This window comes from Streptomyces sp. NBC_00019 (genome assembly GCF_045041015.1).
GTDB lineage: Bacteria > Actinomycetota > Actinomycetes > Streptomycetales > Streptomycetaceae > Streptomyces.
Genome location: NZ_CP108302.1, coordinates 1276856 through 1299141 on the forward strand (window position 1 = coordinate 1276856; position 22286 = coordinate 1299141).

General features: G+C 70.2%; 23 protein-coding genes and 2 pseudogenes. 10 read left to right on the forward strand and 15 right to left on the reverse strand.

What is annotated here, in order from left to right; all coding sequences use genetic code 11:
• Positions 1-42: 42 nt before the first annotated feature.
• The 3 genes and pseudogenes from OHU89_RS06305 to OHU89_RS06315 all read right to left on the reverse strand — a co-directional run.
• Positions 43-834, reverse strand: a pseudogene (locus OHU89_RS06305) (phosphoketolase); the annotation flags it as partial.
• 244 nt (positions 835-1078) lie between these two features.
• Entirely contained in the window at positions 1079-2401 is a 1323-nt protein-coding gene (locus tag OHU89_RS06310; protein ID WP_405640669.1) for an aldehyde dehydrogenase family protein, read from the reverse strand.
• 123 nt (positions 2402-2524) lie between these two features.
• The gene (locus tag OHU89_RS06315) at positions 2525-2962 is read right to left on the reverse strand and encodes a MarR family winged helix-turn-helix transcriptional regulator (RefSeq protein ID WP_405640672.1); all 438 of its coding nucleotides are present in this window, start codon (positions 2960-2962) and stop codon (positions 2525-2527) included.
• 78 nt (positions 2963-3040) lie between these two features.
• On the opposite strand from OHU89_RS06315, the gene OHU89_RS06320 reads away from it, so the two are divergent.
• The 6 genes from OHU89_RS06320 to urtE all read left to right on the forward strand — a co-directional run bounded on the left by OHU89_RS06320 (position 3041) and on the right by urtE (position 9149).
• Entirely contained in the window at positions 3041-4153 is a 1113-nt protein-coding gene (locus OHU89_RS06320) for a substrate-binding domain-containing protein (protein ID WP_266896755.1), read from the forward strand.
• 242 nt (positions 4154-4395) lie between these two features.
• A complete protein-coding gene (urtA, locus tag OHU89_RS06325; protein ID WP_405654342.1) occupies positions 4396-5637 on the forward strand; it encodes an urea ABC transporter substrate-binding protein in 1242 nt (413 codons plus the stop codon).
• 80 nt (positions 5638-5717) lie between these two features.
• Complete coding sequence (urtB, locus tag OHU89_RS06330) at positions 5718-6614, forward strand: urea ABC transporter permease subunit UrtB (protein WP_405640675.1); 897 nt, start codon at positions 5718-5720, stop codon at positions 6612-6614.
• Positions 6611-7699 (forward strand): urea ABC transporter permease subunit UrtC, encoded by a 1089-nt coding sequence (gene urtC / locus OHU89_RS06335; RefSeq protein ID WP_405640678.1) that lies wholly within the window; start codon positions 6611-6613, stop codon positions 7697-7699. Before urtB ends, urtC begins: the two co-directional genes overlap by 4 nt.
• Positions 7696-8457, forward strand: coding sequence for an urea ABC transporter ATP-binding protein UrtD (urtD, locus tag OHU89_RS06340; protein ID WP_405640681.1), 762 nt, complete (start codon positions 7696-7698; stop codon positions 8455-8457). Before urtC ends, urtD begins: the two co-directional genes overlap by 4 nt.
• Positions 8457-9149, forward strand: coding sequence for an urea ABC transporter ATP-binding subunit UrtE (gene urtE, locus OHU89_RS06345; RefSeq protein WP_266896747.1), 693 nt, complete (start codon positions 8457-8459; stop codon positions 9147-9149). The genes urtD and urtE overlap by 1 nt, the downstream gene beginning before the upstream one ends.
• On the opposite strand, the gene OHU89_RS06350 is transcribed toward urtE, so the two are convergent.
• The gene (locus OHU89_RS06350; protein WP_405640684.1) at positions 9139-10305 is read right to left on the reverse strand and encodes an RNA polymerase sigma factor; all 1167 of its coding nucleotides are present in this window, start codon (positions 10303-10305) and stop codon (positions 9139-9141) included. The genes urtE and OHU89_RS06350 overlap by 11 nt on opposite strands.
• The gene (locus OHU89_RS06355) at positions 10305-10661 is read right to left on the reverse strand and encodes a YciI family protein (RefSeq protein ID WP_405640686.1); all 357 of its coding nucleotides are present in this window, start codon (positions 10659-10661) and stop codon (positions 10305-10307) included. Before OHU89_RS06355 ends, OHU89_RS06350 begins: the two co-directional genes overlap by 1 nt.
• A 98-nt stretch (positions 10662-10759) precedes the next feature.
• Here OHU89_RS06355 and OHU89_RS06360 point away from each other — a divergent pair, with 98 nt between their 5' ends.
• Together OHU89_RS06360 and OHU89_RS06365 are read left to right on the forward strand one after the other, a co-directional pair.
• Entirely contained in the window at positions 10760-11818 is a 1059-nt protein-coding gene (locus tag OHU89_RS06360; protein WP_405640689.1) for an acyl-CoA dehydrogenase family protein, read from the forward strand.
• Positions 11815-12165 (forward strand): nuclear transport factor 2 family protein, encoded by a 351-nt coding sequence (locus tag OHU89_RS06365; protein WP_266896738.1) that lies wholly within the window; start codon positions 11815-11817, stop codon positions 12163-12165. Before OHU89_RS06360 ends, OHU89_RS06365 begins: the two co-directional genes overlap by 4 nt.
• Here the strand turns inward: OHU89_RS06365 and OHU89_RS06370 are convergent.
• The 4 genes from OHU89_RS06370 to OHU89_RS06385 all read right to left on the reverse strand — a co-directional run bounded on the left by OHU89_RS06370 (position 12162) and on the right by OHU89_RS06385 (position 14860).
• Positions 12162-13307 carry an LLM class flavin-dependent oxidoreductase gene (locus OHU89_RS06370; protein WP_405640695.1) on the reverse strand — a complete coding sequence of 382 codons (1146 nt, stop codon included), beginning with the start codon at positions 13305-13307 and terminating at the stop codon, positions 12162-12164. The two genes, OHU89_RS06365 and OHU89_RS06370, sit on opposite strands and share 4 nt — an antisense overlap.
• Before the next feature lie 37 nt (positions 13308-13344).
• A complete protein-coding gene (locus tag OHU89_RS06375; RefSeq protein ID WP_405654344.1) occupies positions 13345-13809 on the reverse strand; it encodes an acyl-CoA dehydrogenase family protein in 465 nt (154 codons plus the stop codon).
• Positions 13695-14654 (reverse strand): dimethylsulfone monooxygenase SfnG, encoded by a 960-nt coding sequence (gene sfnG / locus OHU89_RS06380; protein WP_405640698.1) that lies wholly within the window; start codon positions 14652-14654, stop codon positions 13695-13697. The genes OHU89_RS06375 and sfnG overlap by 115 nt, the downstream gene beginning before the upstream one ends.
• A gap of 122 nt (positions 14655-14776) precedes the next feature.
• Positions 14777-14860, reverse strand: coding sequence for a putative leader peptide (locus OHU89_RS06385; RefSeq protein WP_350955400.1), 84 nt, complete (start codon positions 14858-14860; stop codon positions 14777-14779).
• A 138-nt stretch (positions 14861-14998) separates the two neighbouring features.
• On the opposite strand from OHU89_RS06385, the pseudogene OHU89_RS06390 reads away from it, so the two are divergent.
• A pseudogene (locus tag OHU89_RS06390) lies at positions 14999-15898 on the forward strand (LysR family transcriptional regulator).
• Positions 15899-15953: 55 nt separating this feature from the next.
• Here the strand turns inward: OHU89_RS06390 and OHU89_RS06395 are convergent.
• The 4 genes from OHU89_RS06395 to OHU89_RS06410 all read right to left on the reverse strand — a co-directional run bounded on the left by OHU89_RS06395 (position 15954) and on the right by OHU89_RS06410 (position 19836).
• Positions 15954-16751, reverse strand: coding sequence for an ABC transporter ATP-binding protein (locus tag OHU89_RS06395; protein WP_405640701.1), 798 nt, complete (start codon positions 16749-16751; stop codon positions 15954-15956).
• Entirely contained in the window at positions 16748-17722 is a 975-nt protein-coding gene (locus OHU89_RS06400; protein ID WP_405654347.1) for a FecCD family ABC transporter permease, read from the reverse strand. Before OHU89_RS06400 ends, OHU89_RS06395 begins: the two co-directional genes overlap by 4 nt.
• A 56-nt stretch (positions 17723-17778) precedes the next feature.
• Positions 17779-18819 carry an ABC transporter substrate-binding protein gene (locus tag OHU89_RS06405; RefSeq protein ID WP_405640703.1) on the reverse strand — a complete coding sequence of 347 codons (1041 nt, stop codon included), beginning with the start codon at positions 18817-18819 and terminating at the stop codon, positions 17779-17781.
• Positions 18820-18909: 90 nt separating this feature from the next.
• Positions 18910-19836, reverse strand: a complete 927-nt coding sequence (locus tag OHU89_RS06410; RefSeq protein WP_405654348.1) for a thioester reductase domain-containing protein — start codon at positions 19834-19836, stop codon at positions 18910-18912.
• Between the two features lie 643 nt (positions 19837-20479).
• Here OHU89_RS06410 and OHU89_RS06415 point away from each other — a divergent pair.
• A complete protein-coding gene (locus OHU89_RS06415) occupies positions 20480-20683 on the forward strand; it encodes a heavy-metal-associated domain-containing protein (protein ID WP_405640706.1) in 204 nt (67 codons plus the stop codon).
• A 68-nt stretch (positions 20684-20751) separates the two neighbouring features.
• On the opposite strand, the gene OHU89_RS06420 is transcribed toward OHU89_RS06415, so the two are convergent.
• On the reverse strand, positions 20752-21366 hold the full coding sequence (locus OHU89_RS06420) for a sigma-70 family RNA polymerase sigma factor (protein ID WP_405640709.1): 615 nt from the start codon (positions 21364-21366) through the stop codon (positions 20752-20754).
• Positions 21367-21521: 155 nt separating this feature from the next.
• The gene (locus OHU89_RS06425; protein WP_405640712.1) at positions 21522-22187 is read right to left on the reverse strand and encodes a hypothetical protein; all 666 of its coding nucleotides are present in this window, start codon (positions 22185-22187) and stop codon (positions 21522-21524) included.
• Positions 22188-22286: the final 99 nt, after the last annotated feature.

Here is a 22286-nt window from a genome sequence, read left to right on the forward strand (position 1 = left end):
CAGAGACCGCCGAGGGACGTGGTCCCTTGACGGACATATGAATCATCCGCCCCAGGTCCAGTCCGCCACCTCCGGCAGATCCGTGCCGTGTTCGCGGATCCATGCGTGGTGGCGCAGTCGGGCATCCTCCATCTGCTGTCGTACCGGAGCGGCGCGCACGGCGAGACCGGGGACGCGGTCGATGACGTCCATGACCAGGCGGTAGCGGTCGAGGTCGTTGCGGACGACCATGTCGAAGGGCGTGGTCGTGGTGCCGATCTCCTTGTATCCGCGGACATGGAGATGCGGGTGGCCGTCGCGGCGGTAGGCCAGACGGTGGATGAGCCAGGGGTAGCCGTGGTAGGCGAAGATCACCGGCCGGTCGGTGGTGAACAGGCCGTCGTACTCGAAGTCGCTCATCCCGTGCGGGTGTTCGTCGCCCGGCATGAGCCGTGCGATGTCGACGACGTTGACGACGCGTACGGCGAGCCGTGGCAGGTGGCGGCGGAGCAACTGGGCGGCGGCCAGCACCTCCTGGGTCGGGACGTCGCCGGCGGCGGCCAGCACCTCCTGGGTCGGGACGTCGCCGGCGGCCGCCAGGACCACGTCCGGTTCGCAGTCGCCGTTCCCCGTGCCGGCCCACTCCCAGATGCCGGCGCCGCGGGCGCAGTGCGCCTTGGCCTGCTCCATCGACAGCCAGTCGTAGCAGGGCTGTTTGCCGGCGACGATCACATTGACGTAGTCGCGGCTGCGCAGTGCGTGGTCGGCGACGGAGAGCAGGGTGTTGGCGTCCGGCGGGAGGTAGACGCGTACCACTTCGGGGCTCTTGTTGAGGATGTGGTCGACGAAGCCGGCCCAGCTCCTGCCACCCGGCCGGGACCGGTACGGCCATCGGCGCCTCCAGCACGAGCGCGGCACGGCCTCCGGACGCCAGGCCCTCGGCCAGCGCCAGGACCGCCGACTCCGGATCGCTCCCCTGAGCCGCGAGGGTCGGAGAGGGTACGCCGACGGCAGCCCAGGCGAATCGGCCCAGGGCCACCGACCCGACGTCCACTCCCACAACACGCGTACGCATGGTCTCAGTTCAGCACAGCGCGCCTCAGACCAGCGGCTTGTCCAGCACCGCCTTGCGGTGGCTGAACGTCTCGATGGAGTACCGCCCGTGGTAGTTGCCCATGCCGCTCGCCCCCACCCCGCCGAACGGCAGGTCGGAGACGGTGAGGTGGGCCAGCGGCAGGCCGTAGCCGAGGCCGCCGGAGGACGTCTCGGCGGCGAGCCGGTCCCGGGTGTCCTGCGAGGCGGTGAAGACGTACAGGGCGAGGGGCTTGTCGCGGTCGTTGATGAAGTCGATCGCCCCGTCGAGGTCCGGCACGGTGACGATCGGGAGGATCGGGCCGAAGATCTCCTCCTGCATGACGGGCGAGGCGGGGTCGACGTCGGCGAGGACGGTGGGCGCGATGTACTTCGTCGTACGGTCGCTCGCGCCGCCCACGACGACTCGGCCCGAGTCGAGCAGCCCGCTCAGCCGGTCGAAGTGCCGTTCGTTGACGATCCGGCCGTACTCGCCGGAGGCCGAGGCGTCGCTGCCGTAGACGGCCTCGACCGCCTTGCGGAACAGGGGCTCTAGGGCGGCGGCGGTCTCCGGGTCGGTGAGGACGTAGTCGGGGGCGACGCAGGTCTGCCCCGCGTTGAGGAACTTGCCGCGGGCCAGTCGGTCGGCGACGACGGAGAGGTCGGCGTCCCGATCGACGAAAGCCGGGGACTTGCCGCCGAGTTCGAGGGTGACCGGGGTGAGGTGTTCGGCGGCGGCGCGCATGACGATACGGCCGACTGTGCCGTTGCCGGTGTAGAAGATGTGGTCGAAGCGCTCGGCCAGCAGGGCCGTGGTCTCCGGGATGCCGCCCTCGACGACCGCGAAGGCCTCGGTGTCGAGGAACGCCGGCAGGAGCCGAGCCAGTACGGCGGAGGTGGCCGGGGCCATCTCGCTCGGCTTGACCACGACCGCGTTGCCGGATGCCAGGGCGCCGACCACGGGGGCGAGCAGGAGCTGGGCCGGGTAGTTCCAGGGGGCGATGACGAGGACGACGCCGAGCGGGTCGTACTGCGTCCAGGCGGTGGCGTCGGCGCCGAGGTGCGCGGGGACCGGGGCGGACTCGACGCGCAGCCAGTCCTCGAGGTGGTCGAGGGTGTGGTCGATCTCGCGGATCACGAAGTCGATCTCGGTGCGGTAGGCCTCGGTGGAGCTCTTGCCCAGATCGGCGTGGAGGGCGTCGGCCAGGTCGGTGCCGTGCTCGGTGAGCATCTCGCGCAGTCGGCGCAGCTGCGTGGTGCGCCATGCGAGGGGCTTGGTGCGGCCGGTGCGGAAGGTGGCGCGCAGCCGGGCCACGATGTCGGCGGGCTGCTCGGGGGTGGGCTGGTTCACGATGCCTCGCTGATGCTGCGAGGGCCGCTGGGCACGGCCTCGAACGGTTGGATGTAATTACCAACCTTTTCTCCACCCAGATACATTCCCTCACCACGTAGGTAACTTTCCGCTACGCCGCGATCACACTCGGGTGGAGCTGTCCAGCGTGCCCGCCAGCCGGTCGAGCAGTTCGCGCAGGAGCTCCTCGTCGCTGTCCCCGAGGGCGGGCCAGTCGGCACGGACGGCGCGGTCGACGCGGCGCCAGTATTCCTGGCCGCGCGGGGTGAGGTGGGCGAGGATGCGGCGCCGGTCCAGCGGGTCGACACGGCGGTGGACGAGGTTCTGGTCGACGAGCTGGTCGATGAGCTTGGTCAGCGTCGGCGGCGGCAGGAACGCAGCCTCGGCTATCGCCGTCATGTGGTGCCCCTGCCCGTCACAGAGCAGGCCGAGCACCCGCCAGGCGTCGAGCGAGCAGCCCTCCCTGTCCAGGACCGTCTGGAGGCGGCGCGCGGCCAGTCGCTCGGCCCGCGTCAGGAGCTGCACCAGGTCACGGGGCTGACGCGGAGATGAGGTGGGCATCGCGCTCCTAGGTCACGGGGTGCGTACATCGTATGAGACAGGCTGGAGTTCACCGGGCGGACCCGAAATCATGACGCCATGTTCCGGCACGATCCTCCCGCACCCGAGTGGTTCACGGCCGACGCCTCCGTGCTCGGCGTGGCCCTCGTGGTCCCGATGCAGGGGCCGGCGGGGATCTTCGGGCCGACCTGCGAGCTGTGCGCGCAGTTGGCGGCCGAGGAGGTCAACCGGGCGGGCGGGGTGCTGGGGCGGGAGCTGCGGCTGCTGCCCGTGGACGGCGGCGGTTCGCCGCGGGAGATCGCCGACCATGTCGAGGCACTGGTGGACCTGGGGGTCGTGCAGGGCGTCACGGGCTGGCACATCTCCTCGGTGCGGCAGGCGCTGGCGCCGAGGATCGCCCATCGGGTGCCGTACGTCTACACCGCCCTGTACGAGGGCGGCGAGCACACCGCCGGGGTGTTCCTGACGAGCGAGACGCCGCGCGACCAACTCCGGCCCGCGATGGGACTGTTGGCACATGAGCGCGGGGTGCGCCGGTGGTTCGTGGTCGGCAACGACTATGTGTGGCCGCGGCGTACGGCACGGGCGGCGCACGGGTATGCGCGCGAGTCCGGTGGGATCGTGGACGGGGAGGTCTATCTCCCGCTGGGCACCCATGACTTCGAGCCGGTGCTGCGGCGCATCGAGCGGTCGGAAGCGGACGCGGTGCTGATGCTGCTGGTGGGCAGCGACGCGGTGCGCTTCAACCGGGCGTTCGCCGCCTACGGGCTGCCCGCGCGCTGTCTGCGGCTCAGCACGCTCATGGACGAGAACATGCTGATGGCGAGCGGCCCTTCGGCCACCGAGGACCTCTACAGCACCGCCGGCTTCTTCGCCTCGCTCGCCAACCAGGACACCCTCGACTTCCACGGGCAGTACGCCGGACGCTACGGCGTCGAGGCGCCCGCGCTGGGCAGTCTCGGCGAATCCTGTTACGAGGGCGTGCTGTTGCTCGCCGCGCTGCTCAGGCAGGCCGGGACGCTGGACGTCACGGCGATCGGGGCGGCGGCCGGGACGGTGTCCTACGAGGGACCGCGCGGGCTCATGCATCTGCGGGGCCGGCATGTGCGCCAGCGGATCTACCTGGCGCGCGCCGACGGGCTGGACTTCGACGTCCTCACGGAGCTCGATCTTCACGGTTCCCGCTCTTGACAGGTACCCGGCACCGCCAAGATACTTCCCACAGAAAGTAATTAGAATGCCTCGGGCGAATTGTGATTTCAGTTTCTGAATGCAGATCACATGCCGCCAGGGGCGTTTTTTGTTGCCTCCGGGAAAGTCAAGCGAAACACCCCGGAAACAGGGGGACTTGAGTCTGTGGACCGCACTTCAGCAGGCAGTCACCCGAGGGGGTTGGTTTGTCCAGCGGTTCCAGCGGTTCCAGCAGTTCCCGTATTCTCCGCCGACGTTTCCTGGCCGGCGGCGCCGCGCTCACCGCGGTGGTGGCCCTCTCCGCGTGCGGCGCGAAGACCGACGCGGCCGGCTCGTCGTCCGACAAGGCCGCGAAGATCGACGTCAGCGGTGACACGGTCAAGGTCGGTCTGCTCAACTCGCTCTCCGGCACCATGGCGATCAGCGAGGTGACCGTACGCGACTCGCTGAAGCTGGCGATCGACGAGATCAATGCCTCCGGCGGGGTGCTCGGCAAGCAGATCAAGCCCATCAGCGAGGACGGCGCCTCCGACTGGCCGACGTTCGCCGAGAAGGCGCAGAAACTCATCAAGGAGGACGGGGTCGCGGCCACCTTCGGCTGCTGGACCTCCGCCAGCCGCAAGGCCGTCAAACCGGTCTTCGAGAAGAACAAGTCGCTGCTCTTCTACCCGGTGCAGTACGAGGGGCTCGAGGAGTCCCCGTACATCTTCTACACGGGCGCGACCACCAACCAGCAGATCGTCCCGGGCCTCGACTACCTCAAGAGCAAGGGCCTGAAGAAGATCTACCTGGTCGGCAGCGACTACGTCTTCCCGCGTACCGCCAACAAGGAGATCAAGGCGTACGCCAAGGCCAACGGGATGACGATCGCCGGTGAGGACTACGCGCCGCTGGGCTCCACGGAGTTCTCCACGATCGCCAACAAGGTGAAGGCGTCGAAGGCGGACGCCGTCTTCAACACCCTCAACGGCGACTCCAACGTGGCCTTCTTCAAGGAGTACAAGTCCGCGGGGCTCACCGCCAAGGCCATGCCGGTCGTCTCGGTGTCGATCGCCGAGGAGGAGGTCAAGTCGATCGGAACGCAGTACCTGGCGGGCCAGTTGACGGCCTGGAACTACTACCAGACCACCGCGGGCGCGGCGAACGCGAAGTTCGTGAAGGCGTACAAGGCCAAGTACGGCCAGGACAAGCCGACCAGTGACCCGATGGAGGCCGCGTACACCTCGGTCTACCTGTGGAAGGCGATGGTCGAGAAGGCGAAGTCCTTCGACCCGGAGAAGGTGAAGGCCGCCTCCGACGGCATCACCTTCGACGCCCCCGAGGGCAAGGTCACCGTCGACGGCGCCTCGCAGCACGTCTACAAGACCGCCCGGATCGGCGAGATCGGCACCGACGGCCAGATCAAGGAGGTCTGGAACTCCGGCAAGCCCATCAAGCCGGACCCGTTCCTCAAGGGCTACTCCTGGGCCTCCGACCTGTCCTGACCGACCGTCACACGGCGGCCTCGCCACGCGGGGCCGCCGCCCGTCTTACGCCTCTCCTCACGCCTCTACGGAGCCGCCGTATGACCGTGATCCTCGGTCAGACCTTCACCGGCATCAGCATCGGTGCCGTCCTGCTCCTCATCGCGCTCGGCCTCTCGCTCACCTTCGGCCAGATGAACGTCATCAACATGGCCCACGGCGAGTTCATCATGGCGGGCGCCTACACGACATACGTCCTGCAGAAGTCCATTTCCAGCGCGGGAATTTCGCTGCTGGTCGCACTTCCCATCGCATTTCTCGTCTCGGGCGCACTGGGCGCGTTGCTGGAATGGCTGTTGATACGGCGCCTGTATCTGCGGCCACTTGACACTCTTCTCGTCACCTGGGGCGTCTCGCTGATGCTCCAGCAGCTCGCCCGGGACATTTTCGGCGCACCCAATGTCCAGACCCGCGCGCCGGACGTCCTCACCGGGAACATCACCGTCATCGGCGGCGACGACCCGCTCACCTTCGCCAACAGCCGCCTGTTCATTCTGGGACTGGCCGTGGCGGCCGTGGTCGCGCTCTCGCTGACGCTGCGGCTGACCTCGCTGGGACGCCGGATCAGGGCCGTGGTGCAGAACCGGGACCTGGCCGAGGTGTCCGGCATCTCGACCTCGACCGTGGACCGTACGGCCTTCTTCATCGGCTCCGGGCTCGCGGGCGTGGCCGGGGTGGCGCTGACGCTGGTCGGTCCGATCGGGCCGACGATGGGCACCAACGTCATCATCGACGCCTTCCTGGTGATCGTGGTCGGCGGCATCGGGCAGCTCAAGGGCACGGTCATCGTCGCCTTCGTGCTGGGCGTGCTCCAGTCGGTCCTGGAGTACTCCACGACCGTCAGCGTCGCCAAGGTGCTGGTGCTCGTCGCCATCGTCGCGTTCCTCCAGTGGCGGCCCCAGGGGCTGTACACGCTGCGTACGAGGAGTCTCGTATGAACCTCCTGACAGGCCGCTCGGCACGGGTGTGGGCGGGTTTCGCCGGGGCCGCCGTCCTGCTCTTCGCCGTCGCTCCGCTCGCGCTGTCCGACTTCCGGCTCGGGCTGCTCGCCAAGTACCTGTGCACGGCCATGGTCGCGGTCGGCGTCTGTCTGGCCTGGGGCCGCGGCGGGCTGCTGACGCTCGGACAGGGGGTGTTCTTCGGGCTCGGCGGCTACGCCATGGCGATGCATCTGAAGATCGCCGATGCCGGGCCGGGCAACCTGCCCGACTTCATGCAGCTGTACGGCACGGCCACCGAACTCCCCTGGTGGTGGAAGCCGTTCGAGAACCCGCTGTTCGCCCTCGCGGCGACCGTGCTGCTCCCGATGGCCGTCGCCGCGCTGCTCGGTCTGTTCATCTTCCGGCGCCGGGTCAAGGGCGCCTACTTCGCGATCCTCAGCCAGGCCCTCGCCGCGGCGCTGGCCATCTGGCTGATCGGCCAGCAGGCCACCACCGGCGGCACCAACGGGCTCACCGACATCCAGGGCTTCTTCGGCTACAGCCTCGACGACCCGGTCAACCAGCGGATGGTGTACTTCGTCATCGCCGCGGCCCTGCTGCTCCTGATCGTGATCGCCCGCCAGCTCATCAACAGCCGGTACGGCGAACTCCTCGTCGCCGTACGGGACTCCGAGGAGCGGGTGCGCTTCCTGGGGTACGACCCGGCGAACGTCAAGCTCGTCGCGTACGTCGTCGCCGCCGGTATGGCGGGCCTTGCGGGGGCGCTGTTCGTGCCGGCGGTCGGCATCATCTCGCCGGCGCTGATCGGCATCGTGCCGTCCATCGAGTTCGTGATCGGCGCGGCGGTGGGCGGCCGGGCCAGCCTGGTGGGTGCGGTCCTGGGCGCGGTCGCGGTCGCGTGGGCCAAGACCGCCCTGTCGGAGGAGTTCCCGGCGGCCTGGACCTACTTCCAGGGGCTGCTGTTCATCGTGGCGCTGGCCTTCCTCCCGGGCGGACTCGCCTCGCTGGTGGTCCTCGTACGGGGGCGCAAGGCGACCACCGAGAAGAAGCCGACCGCCATTCCCGTGGGAGAGGCAGCATGAGCGAGCTGGAGATACGCGGACTGCGGGTGTCCTTCGACGGGTTCACCGCCGTCGACGGCGTCGACCTCGACGTCAGCCCGGGTGATCTGCGCTTCCTCATCGGGCCGAACGGCGCGGGCAAGACGACCCTCGTCGACGCGGTCACCGGTCTGGTGAAGGCGGAGGGCTCGGTGCGGTTCGACGACCGGGAACTGTTGGGGCGGGCCGTGCACCGGATCGCGCGGTCCGGGATCGGGCGGACCTTCCAGACGGCCACCGTCTTCGAGGAGTTGACGGTCCTTCAGAACCTGGACATCGCGGCGGGCGCGGGCCGGAGCATGTGGACCATGCTGCGGCGCCGCAAGGACATCCCGGAGCCCGTCGCGAAGGCGCTGGAGACCGTCGGGCTCACGGACCTCGCCGACTCCCCCGCCGGAACCCTCGCCCACGGCCAGAAGCAGTGGCTGGAGATCGGCATGCTGCTCGTGCAGGACGTGAAGCTGCTGCTCCTCGACGAGCCGGTGGCCGGTATGAGCCACGACGAACGGCAGGCCACCGGCGAGCTGTTGCAGCGCATCAGCGAGGAGCGCACCGTCGTCGTCATCGAGCACGACATGGACTTCATGCGCTCCTTCGCGCGCAGCGTCAGCGTGCTGCACGCCGGCAAGGTGCTCAGCGAGGGCACGGTGGCCCAGGTGCAGGCGGACCCGAAGGTGCAGGAGGTGTACCTCGGGCACGCGGTGACCGAGGACGTCCCTGCCGTCGTACTGGAGGCGTGATGTTGCAGATCGAGGACGTCCGCGTCGGCTACCACCGCAGCACGGTCCTGCACGGGGTGTCGATCGAGGTACCGAAGGACGGCGTGGCCGCGGTGCTCGGGCACAACGGCGCCGGCAAGAGCACGCTGCTGCGCGCCGCCGTCGGCCTGCTCACCCCGAGCAGCGGGACGATCCGCCTCGACGGCGAGGACATCACCCGTCGCAGGCCGCACGAGCGGGTCGCGCGCGGGATGGCGTACGTCCCGCAGGGGCAGCAGTCGTTCCCGCACCTGACCACCGCGGAGAACCTCCAGCTCGTCGCGGACGGCCGCAGACGCGGCAAGGAGGCGATCGCCGAGGCGCTGGACCTGTTCCCCGCGCTGCGGACGCTGTCCGGTCGGCGTGCGGGACTGCTCTCCGGCGGTCAGCGGCAGCAACTCGCCATCGCCCGCGCCCTGGTGACGGAGCCTCGGATCCTTCTGCTGGACGAGCCGACCGAGGGCATCCAGCCGTCGGTGGTGGCCGAGATCGAGGAGACGATCCTCGCGCTGGCCGCCCGGGGCGGGCTCTCGGTGCTGCTGGTCGAGCAGCACGTCGGCTTCGCGATGCGGGCGGCGCAGAAGTACTACGTCCTGGAGGCCGGGCGCGTCACGTCCTTCGGCGAGGGCGGCAAGGAGTCGGAGCTCGCGGTGCGGGAGGCGCTCAGCGTGTGAGGCGGCGTTCGAGCCAGGCGCGTTCCGCCGGGTTCTCGGCCAGGGCGACGGCGGCCTCGTAGGCCCGCACCGCCTCCGTGTCCCGGCCGAGGCGGCGCAGCAGGTCGGCGCGGACCGCGTGGAAGACGTGGTAGCCGTCGAGGTCGAGGGTGTCCACGAGGTCGAGGGCCGGGCGCGGTCCCTCGACCTCGGCCACGGCGACCGCCCGGTTCAGTGCCACGACCGGGCTGGGAGCCAGGGCCGTCAGCTGGTCGTACAGCTGGAGGACCTGCGTCCAGTCCGTCGGCGGCCCGTCGCTGTGGACGGCCTGGATGGCGGCCTGGATCTGGTACGGACCGGGCTGGTTGCGGCGCAGACACCGGCGTACCAGATCCTGCCCCTCGGTGACGAGCTCGCGGTCCCAGCGCCCGCGGTCCTGCTCGGGCAGCGGCACGAGCACGCCCTCGCCGTCCTCCCGTGCCGCCCTGCGGGACTCGACGAGGAGCATCAGGGCGAGCAGGCCCGTGGCCTCGGGCTCGTCCGGCATCAGGTCGGTCAGCAGACGGCCGAGGCGGAGCGCTTCCGCGCACAGGCCGGCCGAGCCCTCGTTGAAGATCAGGTAGACGACGGCGAGGACCCCTCGCAGCCGGTCCGGTAGGTCGGCGTCGCGGGGCACGCGATACGGGATCCGGGCGTCGCGGATCTTCGCCTTGGCGCGGACCAGGCGCTGGGCCATGGTCGGCTCGGGGACGAGGAAGGCGCGGGCGATCTGGGGCGTGGTGAGCCCACCGAGCAGGCGCAGGGTCAGGGCGACCCGGGCCTGCGGCGCGAGGGCGGGATGGCAGCAGGTGAAGATCAGACGGAGGCGTTCGTCGCGCACGGGGCCCTCCTCGGGCGGCGCGTCGGGGGTGTGCAGGAGGGTCGCCTCGGCGTGTCGGCCGTCCCGTTTGGCCTCGCGGCGCAGCCGGTCGATCGCTCGGTTGCGGGCGGTGGTGATGATCCAGCCGGCCGGGCTCGGCGGCACTCCGGTCTCCGGCCAGCGCTGCACAGCCGTGGTGAAGGCGTCCTGGACCGCTTCCTCGGCGAGGTCGATGTCGCCGAGGAAGCGGACGAGGACGGCGACGGCCCGGCCGTACTCGGCGCGGAAGACCGCCTCGATGTCGACGGGCGCCGGCATCAGTCCTCGGCCTGGTGCATGAACGGGCGCACCTCGATGGGCAGGGTGGTGGCCCGGGTCGCCTTCCTGCCCCATTCCAGGGCCGCGTCCAGGTCGGGGGCCTTGATGAGACAGATGCCGCCCAGGTACTCCTTGCCCTCGGCGTACGGTCCGTCGGTGATCAGGATGTCGCCGTCCCTGGGGCGCAGCACGGTGGCCGTGTCGGGGCCGTGCAGTCCGCCGGCGAATACCCAGGCGCCGGCCTCGCGCAGTTCCTCGTGGAAGGTGTCGAGGTTGCGGACGATCTCCGCCATGGCCTCGGGTCCGGGCGGCGTTCCGTCGGTCGGGGTGATCACGCTGAGCAGGTAGTACTGCATGACGTCCTCCTTGGTGCGGTGTCGTTCTCTCAGCTCCTACACGAACGGCTCACCCCCGGATCGACACCGCGCACGACGACATCGGGAGAATCTTTTCCATGACCATGGCATCGCACCCGCTCGTCGTCCGCACCCAGGAGCTCGCCGACCGTCTCCTCGCCCCGCAGGCGGCGCGGGTCGACCTGGCGGAGGTGCCCGTGAGTCATGTCGCGGAGATCAGGCAGTCGGGGCTGCTCGGGGTGAGCGCGCCGACGGAGTACGGCGGGGCGGGCGCCCCCGACTCGGTGGCGCGGGAGATCCAGGAGATCCTGGCCGGGGCGTGCTGCTCGACCTGGTTCGTGCAGACCCAGCACCACACTCCGGTGCGGATGCTCGCCAAGTCCGAACTCCCTGTCCGCGAACGCCTGTTGCGTCCCTTGGCGTCCGGCGAGTTGCTGGCCGGGATCGCGTACGCCCATGTCCGCGCGTTCCCCCGGGTCCCCGTGCGCGCGACGGTCGAGCGGGGCGGCTGGCGGTTCGACGGGGCCGTGCCCTGGTACACGGGCTGGGGTCTGAACGACGTGATGCTGCTCGCGGGCGTGACCGACTCCGACGAGATCGTGTTCGCCTTCGCCAACGCGCGCGAGCGGCCGGGTGTGCGTGCCTCGGAGCCGATGCGGCTGGCGGCGCTCACGGCCGCCCGTACGGTCTCCCTGGAGCTGGACGGTCTGTGGCTGCCCGAGGAGAGCGTGGTGCTGCGCACTCCGCAGGAGAAGTTCGCCCTCCTCGACCTGCCCCGGAGCACCAACACGTCCCCGGCGGTCTTCGGGGTGGCCTATGCCGCGCTGCGTGTGCTGGAGGACGCCGGGGAGTCGGAGACGGCCCGTGAGCTGCGCGGGCAGGTCGACGAGGTGCGGCGACAGGCGTACGCGCTGGCCGATCACCCCGTCGCGCACGAGCGCGTCGAGGAGCGCCTGGCGCTCAAGACCCGGTCGTACGACCTGATGCGTGCGGCCACGACCGCCGCGGTCGTGGCCGGGGGCGGCCGCACCATGGACGTACGCCATCCTGCCCAGCGGCTGGCCCGGGAGGGACTGTTCCTGCTGGTGCAGGGGCAGACGTCGGTGGTGCGAAGGGCGCATCTCGACGCGCTGACGGAACTCTGGGGGTCCGCATGAGCAACAGTCCGACCGACATCGTCGAAGCGGCGTTTCGCCACTACCGATCACAGGATCGCGAGGCCGCCTTCGCGCTCTACGCCGAGGACTTCACCTTCACCAGTCCGCGGGACGACCACATCGACAGGGCGGCCTTCTTCGAGCGGTGTTTCCCGACCGCGGACCGGTTCGCGGAGCAGCGGCTGCTGCACGTCGTCCCCGCCGACGGGGAGCTCGTACTCGTGCACTACGAGTACGAGCTCACGACCGGCGGCCGGTACCGCAATGTCGAGGCGATCACCGTCCGGGACGGGCTCATTGGGGAGGTGCAGGTCTTCTTCGGTGGCGAGGTCAGCGGCAGCCGCTAGCTCGCGAACGGTACCTGCGCGGAGGGAGCGGCCGCCTTCTCGAACGGGTGCCGCCACAGCCCCTGGGCGGCGAGCCGCGGCAGGACGCCCTCGCCGAACCAGTACGCCTCCTCCAGGTGCGGATAGCCGGAGAGGACGAACTCGTCGATGCCGAGGGCGTGGTACTCCTTGATCCGCTCGGCGACCTCGTCGTGGCTGCCGACCAGGGCGGTGCCCGCGCCGCCGCGGACCAGGCCGATGCCGGCCCAGAGGTTGGGGTGGATCTCCAGTCCGTCGCCGGTGCCTCCGCTGTGCAGGGCGAGCATCCGCTGCTGTCCCTCGGACTCGCTGCGGGCGAGTCCGGCCTGGACCGACTTCACGGTGTCCGGGTCGAAGCCCTCCAGGAGCCGGTTCGCCTCGGCCCATGCCTGCTCGGAGGTGTCGCGGGTGATGACGTGCAGCCGGATGCCGAAGCGCAGGGTGCGGCCGTGCTTCGCCGCCAGCCCCCGGACCCAGGCGATCTTCCCGGCGACCGCCGCCGGGGGTTCGCCCCAGGTCAGGTACACGTCGACGTGCTGCGCGGCGACCTCGCCGGCGATCGGCGAGGAGCCGCCGAAGTACACCTCGGGGACCGGGTCGGGCACCCGGGCGAGCTTGGCGTCCTCGACCTGGAGGTGATCGCCCTTCAGGTCGACCGTCTTGCCCTCCCACAACCCGCGTACGACTTCGAGGAATTCGCCGGTACGGCGGTAGCGGTCGTCCTTGTCGAGGAAGTCGCCGTAGGCCCGCTGCTCATGGCTCTCGCCGCCGGTGACGACGTTGAGCAGGAGCCGTCCGCCGCTCTGCCGCTGGAAGGTGGAGGCCATCTGCGCGGCGAGGGTCGGTGAGACGAAACCGGGGCGGAAGGCGACCAGGAACTTCAGCCGCTCGGTGTGCTGGCTGACCATGGCGGTGGTCAGCCACGCGTCCTCGCACCAGGCGCCGGTCGGCGTGAGCGCGCCGACGAAACCGAGATCCTCGGCGGCACGGGCGATCTGGCTCAGATAGGCCACCGTCGGCGGCCGGTCACGCCCGGAGACGGTCGCCGGGGTGCCGTGGCCGCCGCCGACGACATGTCGGCTGTCCCCGTTGGTGGGGAGGAACCAGTGGAAGGTGAGGGACACGTGGGGGTCTCCGATCAAGGCTTCGGGATCTTCGGGGTCAGAGCAGACCGTGGCGGGGCGGCCTGGTGCCGTTGAGCACGTACCGGCCGATGTGCTGGATCTTCCAGCGGGTCGGATCGTGCAGGGTGTGCGTGCGGGCGTCGCGCCAATGCCGGTGCAGATTGAGGGAGTTGAGGGCCGATCGGGTGCCGGACACCTCGAAGAGGGCGCTCGCCACGTCCACGGCGGCGTTCGCGGCCTGCACCTTGGCGGCGGCGACCGCGATGGACGCCTCGGCGGCGGAGTCGTCGGTGAGGTCGGCCCGGGCCGCCTCCACGGCACGCGCGGCTTCCCGCAGCAGCGCTTCCGCCGCCCGTACCTGGAGGGCGAGTTCGCCGAACCGCTGGATCAGCAGCGGGTCCTCGGCAGCCGTTTCGAGGCCGCTCTCGAACCACGGCCTGCTCTTCGTCCGTACGAACTCCGCCGCCTCCGCCAGCGCTCCCCCGGCGATCCCGGCGTCGATGGCGGCGTGCAGCAACTGGGCGACGGCGCCGTGGAGTTGGGGCCCACAAAGGTGAGGTGATGGGGCGCCTTGGCGACGATCTCCCCGAGGGTGTCGCGGGCCTCGGCCTCCGTGTCACGGGCGATGAGGAAGCCGTTGAGGCCGAACTGTGGTGCGGTGCGGCCGACTTCGGCGGCGGACTTGCGGACGTCCTCGATCTGCTCGACGACCCCGTCGAAGTCCTTGCCGTTGGAGAAGTACCAGTCGGAGACCCGGCCGGCCATCTGCCGTGCGGCGCTGGAGTTGCCGCCCTGGAAGATCTCCGGGTGCGGGCGCTCGGGCGTGTTGAGCGGCTTGGGCTTGAGGGAGAAGTCGCGCAGCCGGTAGAAGTCACCGGCGAGTTCGGTGTGGTCCTCGGTCCAGATCTGGCGCAGGGCGCGGATGAACTCCTCGGAGCGGCGGTAGCGCTCGTCATGCTCCAGCCAGAGCTCGCCGAGGGCGGTGAACTCGCCCTTGAACCAGCCGGACACGACGTTCACGGCGAAGCGGCCGTTCGAGAGGTGGTCGGCGGTGGCGCCGAGCTTGGCCAGCACGCCGGGGTGGACGGCGGCGATGACCTTCAGACGCTGGGTGGCGAGGAGGAGGGCGAGGCTGAAGCTGGTCGACTCGTGCTGGTACTCGGCGCCGTAGCTGGCCATGTAGCGGACCTGGCTGAGGGCGTAGTCGAATCCGTTGTTCTCGGCGAGGACGGCGAGTTCGCGGTTGTAGTCGTAGCCCCAGTCGGTGCGCTGCTCGATCTCGCTGGTGACGAGGCCCCCGCTGACGTTGGGGACCCAGTAGGCGAATTTCACGGGCTCTGCGGGCATGCGGAACTCCAGTTGCGGAATGTTTTCGAGCACGCCGAATTCAAGGAGGTCGTCAAAGGGAACGCGGACGCGTTGAATTCAGGCGGGGAGAGCGAAAAGCGCGGCGGATCTCGGGAGAGTGATCAGGCCGCGGGGCAACAGGAGGCGCTGGAGACGCGCGCGAGGTCGACATGGCGTCGCCGCGTGAGGTCCAGTCGCATCATCATGTTCTCGATCGTGACAGCCGCCGGTCCGGGCCGTCAAGGTAAACCCGACCGGTCTCGTATCGCGGACCATTGAATTTCACGAAGGTGGGACAGGGAAACCCTTGAACGCACCGGGAAATGGGCCGCATTCTTCCTGCCATGCGGACCGAACAGCTCGAATACATCGCCGCGGTGACCCGGCTCGGTTCCCTGCGCCGGGCCGCGGAGGAACTGCGCTTTTCCCAGCCCGCGTTGAGCGAGACGGTACGGAACCTGGAACGCGAGCTGGGCGTGGACCTCCTGGAGCGCAAGCGCTCGGGCGCGACGATGAGCGCGGAGGGCCGGGAGCTGCTGCCGCACATCATCAATGTGCTGGACGCGGTGGACCGGCTGAGGTCGGCGGCGGGCGAGCAGCACCGCATCAGCCGGATGGTGCGCGTGGGGACGGTGAACGCGGCGACCGTGCCGCTGCTGATCCCGGCGGTGCGGGAGTTCCGCGCCACCCATCCGGTGACCCAGGTCGAGGTGGTCGGCGCCCAGCAGACCGACATCCACCGGGCGCTGTCCGAGGGCGGTTTCGATCTCGGCGCGTGAACCATGACGACGCACCGGCGTGGGCTGGAGAGCGCGGAGCTGCTGCGCGGCCGCCCCGTGGTGTGCCTGCGCCCGGACAGTCCACTGGCCTCACGGACCGCCCTGTCGGTGACCGACCTCCTGGACACGCCGCTGATCGCGATGCGCTCGGGCTATGTCATGCACCGTTATGTTCACCGGCTGCTGGACGGCAGGGCGCCCTCGTTCTCGTACTCCACCGACGGCGCCGAGATGGGCAAGCTGATGGTCGCGGAGGGGCTCGGTGTGACGGTGCTGCCGGACTTCAGCGTCGTGGACGATCCGCTGGTGCGCGGCGGTGCGCTCACCCATCGCCCGCTCACCGACGACTCGACCCGGGTCCTGCTGATGCTTCAGCGCCGCCGCGCGGACCCGGTGCCGCGCGCGGTCCAGGATCTGCACGATGTGTTCGTGGCGCGGGCCCGGGTGCTGGTCTCGGGAAACTGAACGTCGGGCACCCGCAGGAGAGGGTCCGGCTGTCGTCCGAGGAGTCAGAAGACGATCACGGGTGTCGTGCGGTGTGCTTCTCGTGGGCGAGGGGCTGCGCGGCGTAGGTGATGCGGACGACGCCGTCCGCGTGGCGTTCCGTGCTGCCCCGTACGCCGAAGACGTCCCGCAGGAGGTCCGGGGTCAGGACGTCCAGGACGGGCCCCGCCGCCACCACCGCGCCCTCGTGGAGGACGACCATGTGGTCGCAGAGCCGGGCGGCCAGGTCGAGGTCGTGCAGGACCGCCAGGGTGGTGATGCCGGTGCTGCGGATCAGGTCCAGGAGCTCGAAGCGGGCGCGGATGTCGAGGTGGTTGGTGAGTTCGTCCAGGACCAGGAGCCGGGGTCGCTGGGCGAGTGCGCGGGCCAGCAGGACGCGCTGGCGTTCGCCGCCGGACAGGGTGGCGTAGTCGCGGTCCGCGAAGGGGCCGACGCCGCAGCGTGCGACCGCCTCGGCCACGGCTTCTCGGTCGTCGGCGCCGTCCCGGCCCATCAGACCGTGGTGGGGCGTGCGGCCGAGGGCGACGATCTCGGTGACGCTCAGTCCGGTCGTGGTGCCGGCGTCCTGGAGGACGGCCGCCGTGCGGCGGGCGGCGGTCCGCGCGGACAGCTCCCACACGTCGTCGCCGCCCACCCTGACCACTCCGTCGGCCGGCCGCAGCGAGCGGTAGACGGTGCGCAGCAGGGTGGACTTGCCGCTGCCGTTGGGGCCCACGAGCCCGACGATGTCCCCCTTGGCCGCCTCCAGATCCACCGCGCGGAGGATCGCTTTGCGGTCCAGGGTGATGTGGAGCTGGTCCACGGTCAGTTTCATACGGTGTCCAGGCCCTTGTTGCGGCGCAGCAGCCACAGGAAGAAGGGGGCGCCGAGCAGGGCGGTGAGGATGCCCAGCGGCAGTTCGTTGGGGCGGGTGAGGGTGCGGGAGAACAGGTCCACGAGGACCAGGTAATTGGCGCCCAGGAGTGCTGTCAGGGGCAGCAGGCGTCGGTGGTCGGCACCCACGGTCATGCGGACCAGGTGGGGGATCATCAGGCCGACGAAGCCGATGCCGCCCGCGACGGCGATGACGGTGCTGGTGAGCAGGGCGCTGATCACCAGCAGGGCGGCCCGCAGCCGGTTGACGTCGACGCCGAGCGCGGTCGCGGACTCGTCGCCGGCCAGCAGGGCGTTGAGCCGACGCCCGAACAGGGCCAGCAGGACGGTGCTCGCGAGGACCACCACGGTGACGGTGGGCAGTTGGCTCCACTGGGCGCCGGCGACGCTCCCGAGCATCCAGAACATGACCGTACGCAGCTCGGTCGGGGTCGCCATCAGCTGGACGAAGCTGGTGACCGACAGCAGGACGTACCCGACCGCGACCCCGGCCAGGACCAGCCGGGTCGGCGCCAGCCGGCCCCGCCGCTGCCCCAGCGCGAAGACCAGTGCCCCGGCCGCCAGGGCACCGACGAAGGCCGCTCCCGAGACGCCGAGTCCGCCCAGTCCGGCGAGCGCGACACCGCCGAGGGTGATGACCAGTACGGCCCCCAGGGAGGCGCCGTAGGAGAAGCCGAGGACGATCGGGTCGGCGAGCGGGTTGGAGACCAGGGTCTGCAGCACCGCCCCGGCCACGGCCAGGCCCGCGCCGACCAGGGCGGCCAGGGCGACGCGGGGGGCTCGGAAGGTCCACACGATCTGGTCGAGGGCCGGATCACCGGTGGCTCCGCGGCCGGTGAGGTGGTGCAGGAGGATCCTCCACACCTCACCCACCGGGATGTTCACCGCGCCGATGCTGACCGCCACCACCATCACGGCGACGAGGACGACGAGGAGCCCGAGGACCCCCAGGGGCAACCGCAGACGGCTCAGAACCTGTCGGGGTGCAGCACCTTCGCGATCTCCTCCACCGCCAGGTCGTTGCTCGGGCCGAGGTACATCGAGTCCGACAGAGCCACGTACTTGTTGTTCTTCGCGGCCGGCCACTGGGGGAACTCCTTCAGCAGTTTCTTGGCGTAGGCCGCCGGGTTCGGGTCGTTGTAGCCGATGACGACGAGCGCGTCGACGTCGGTGGCGGCCACCTTCTCCTTGCTGAGGTCGGCGAAGGAGGTCGCGGAGGCGTTCTCGAAGGCGTTGGAGCCGCCGGCCTTGGCGAGGATGTCGTTGTAGATGCCCTTGGCGACGACCGAGCTGAAGTCGTTGCCGCCCATGGCCATGTTGGAGAACAGGACCATGACCTCGGGCTGTTTTTCGCCCTCGACCTTGGCGGAGACCTCTTCGATGTGCTTCTCGGAGGCGGCGACGATCTTCTCGGCCTGGGCGCTCCTGCCGAAGACCTTGCCCATGTCGCGCAGCAGTGTGTAGCTGTCGGCGATGGTCATCTCGGAGGTGTCCTGGTCGCAGCCCTGCGGGGAGACGTAGGTGTGGGCGCCCACCTGCTTCAGCTGCTCGCGGGTGGCGAAGCCGTTCTTCTCGTCGAAGCCGTACGACGTCGTCGACAGCACCAGGTCCGGGCGGAGCCCGATCATCGCCTCGCGCGGGATGTCGTAGGCGTCGTTGAGCTTGACGTCACCGGTGGGCAGCTTCTTGATGGCGTCGGCGCGGCCCGCGACCTCGGACATCCCGTAGGTCTGCTGGTTGGCGACGATGCGGTCATCGACGCCGAGGGCGAGCAGGGTGGAGACCTCGGCGACCGAGGCGCCGTTCATGACGACGACGCGGCCGGGTTCCTCGGTGAACCTCTCGGGGGCTCCGCAGTTCTCCAGGGTCACCGGGTAGCCGGAGTTCGCGGCGGCCGCGGGCGCCTTGCCCGCGTCGCCGTCCGCGGTGTCCGTCGAGGAGCCGCAGGCCGCGGTGACCAGACAGAGGGCGCCGGCCAGGGCGATCGCGGCGGGCCGTTTCTCCGGCATGCAGGCTCCTTGGTGCGGGGTGCTCGTGACGCGACGGGTTCTGTTGCAGTAGTCGGGGGGCCGGCACCGTGAGTTCCCGGGAATTCCCCACTACTTCACGGGAGTTGCGAGCGGGCCCCGTTTCCCGGCCGGAGCGGGCAGCGCCCCGGTGGTGACGCAGTGGTCGAGGTGGCGGAAGACAAGGTCCCGGTCGGCCGGCGGGCAGGTGATCCCGCTGCCGTGCAGGCCGGCGACGACGTTGTCGGCACGGACGTGTCCCAGACGCAGGTCGGGTCCGCTCGCGTCGACGGCGGCCGTCGTGTCCGCGGCCTCGAAGAAGGCGAGCATGCTCTGTGCCGCGTCGGAAGTGGGCGGCAGCTCCGCACGCCACCGCGCCAACGGCAGGCGCCGCAGCTCGTAGCCGTACTCCTCCAGCCAGTCGTAGACGTCACTCAGGCGCACCGGGGCGGTGGCGGCGTGGTTGAAGACGGTGGCTCCCGGTGGTCGCTGCCGGAGGCAGAGGTGGACGAGAGCCTGGGCGACGTGGTCGACCGGGGTCCAGGTCTCCTCCTCGAACAGGTCGGGGACGATCCCTGCGGGGATCCCCGCGCGCAGCACGCTCCACAGGAAGTCCCGCTCGTTCACGTACCCGGTGGCGGCCGGGCCGAGGATGCGGCCGAGCCGGTGCACGGTGACCGGCATTCCCCGTTCGGCGGCCTGCTCCAGCAGACGTTCGGCGGCCCACTTGGACTGCTGGTAGCCGTGGCGCAGTCCGGGATGGGACGGGAGGAACGCCTCCGGGACTTCGGGGACGAGGGTGAGTGGCGGGGCCACGGAGAGGGTCGACACGAGGTGCAGGGGCGTCGCGCGTACGGCCGCCATGCGCAGCAGGGTGCGGGTGGACTCGGTGTTGGCGGCGCGGAGGGTGGCGTACTCGCGCATGATGCTCACGGTCGCGCCGTTGTGGAGGATCGCGCCGCAGGTGCGGGCGAGTTCGGCGAACTCCGCCTCGTCCAGGCCGAGTCGGGGGCGGGCGATAAGCGGTGGGAGCCGTGACGGCCGACCGCTCGACGAGGTCTCCCCGGCGGAAGAGGTAGAGGGCCTGCCAGTTCTCCTGGCGGGTCAGATAGTGCTCGTAGTCCGAGAAATCCTTCCGCCGCCGATCCCATGCGGAATTCAGCTCCTTCTTGATCGCCCCGTGACTGGCTTCGAGCTCATGGACGACGGGGGCCAGTTCGGCATAGGCGTAGGGGTCGTGCCACGGAGTGGGCGAGAGACCCGGCATGATCCACTTGGCCCCCTTCTGCAGCGGATGCCGTTCGCTTCCGCCCGGTTCCAGCATCTGCTCGACCCGAGCGATCGATTCCGCCCCGAACTCGGCTCGGATCGCGGCGAACGCTGCCTCTATCTCCGGTGTCACGCGGCTCTCCGGATCGACGTGTCGGGGTGCGCTGTCGAACCAGTAGTCGGGCGAGGCGAGGTTCGAGTTCCCGGCCGTTCGGACGAATTCCCCTTGAGTCGGCGGACGTTGGGGATCGACCCGTCGCCGGGAAATCAGGCCGCATCCCACGGATCTGCGCGCTCCGCCGGACCGACTCCTGAGGTGACGGCGTCGGTTTGCACGCCCGCCCCGGCGGGTCCGTACGCCAGCCAACACCCTTACGGCATCCAGGAGTTCGGCATGGCCCAGAAGCAGTACACCGTCACCGGCATGACCTGCGAGCACTGCGCGGCGAGCGTCAGGGAGGAGGTCTCCGAGGTGGCCTGGGTGAGCGAGGTCGTGGTCGACCCGGCCGCGAACGCGGTCACGGTGCACGGCGCGGACCTGGACGACAAGCAACTGCGCGCGGCCATCGTCGAGGCGGGGTACGCCGTCGCCGCCTGACGCTTCAGACGCTGACGCGGGTGTCGGTGCCGGAGCTCGCCGCTCGCACCGACACCCTCCCGCCTTGCTCAGGCCGCCTGCAGGGCAGGCCGCTCCGCCTCGTCCAGCAGGTCCATCAAGGTCGACCGGGCCCGGGCGACGCGGGAGCGGACCGTGCCGACGGGGCAGTCGCTGACCTCGGCCGCCTCCGCGTAGGGCAGGCCCACCAGCTGGGTGAGGATGAACGCCTCACGGCGTTCGTCCGGCAGCGACTCCAGCAGGTCGAGCACCACGATGCCGTCGTCGAAGCCGGGCAGGTCCCGCGGCTGCGCGTTCTCGACGGCCAACTGCCAGTCCGGTACGTCGGACAGGCGGGGCCGGGCGGAGGCGTACCGGTAGCTGTCGACCACCGCGCGGCGGGCGATGGACAGCAGCCAGGCACGGGCCGAGGAGCGGCCCTCGAACCGGTGCAGGCTGCCGAGCGCGCGCAGGAACGTGTCCTGGGCGAGGTCGTCGGCGGCCTGTGGGTCGCCGCAGAGGTGGGCGACATAGCGCGTCACGTCGAGGTGCAGGGCGCGTACGAAGTGCTCGACCGCGTCCGCGTCACCTCCGCGGGCGGCGAGCGCCCAGGCGGTTATCGACTCGTCCATCGACATCGCCGCGTCGTGGTTCTCGCGCGCGGCCGACAGGGCAGAAGTGATCACTTGGTGTCCTTCTCGGTCATCCGTGATCCGGACCGGGGCGCATGGGAAGCGCGAACGGTCCGGTGCGTGGGGAGACGGCCGTACGGCAACGCGAGGGCGGCGTACGGCCAAGGCCCGAGGCGCCTCAGGGACGGCCTCGGGGATACCGGCTGTCGTCAGGCGACAGCGGTCCCCACGGGCGGACCCCGAGAAGTGATCGCATGGACGAGGAGGAGCCGCGGCACCCGGTCCGAGGAAGGCCGGTGCGCACGGACGCGTGGACGCTCAGGGGGGATGGGCAGAGCGGCGAGCAGCAGCCGCAGCGGTGCGGCCAGCCATCCGGCGACGGCCCGCAGGATGCGGAACGCGGCCCGCTCGCCGTACGCCAGCCACAGCCCGCACAGCGACGCGGCCAGCAGGTGGGCGGCGAGCATTCCGAAGGACGACGAGCCGGTCATGGAGTGGCCCGCGTAATCCATGTGCCCCATATCCATGGAGTCCATGGAGTGCATGTGCATCGAGCCCGTGTGCATGGCGCCCATGTCCATCGACCCCATGTCGTGCCCCGTGGGACCCGCACCCCCGGTAGCCGACTGGGCGAGCGAGAAGGCCGAGTGCAGCCCGGTCTGGGCGGCGACCACGACGGCCACGATCAGCGGCAGCCCGCGCTCACGACCCGCCAAGCACCATCCCACGCCGCCGGTCACGACCGCCCCGGCCGCCAACGCCCACACCGGGACGTCACTGCCGGACATCATCACGTGGCCCAGGGCGGCGAGCAGCACACAGACGGCCGCGAACACCGCGGCCCGTACTGTGCGAGAACACCACCCTGCAGTCATGGCGCCTCATCCTCGCATCCGGACACGGGTCATCACCCGGGGGTACGGAAATCGTCCCCACTTCGCTCACACGGAATGGCCCCCCACGCGGCCGACATG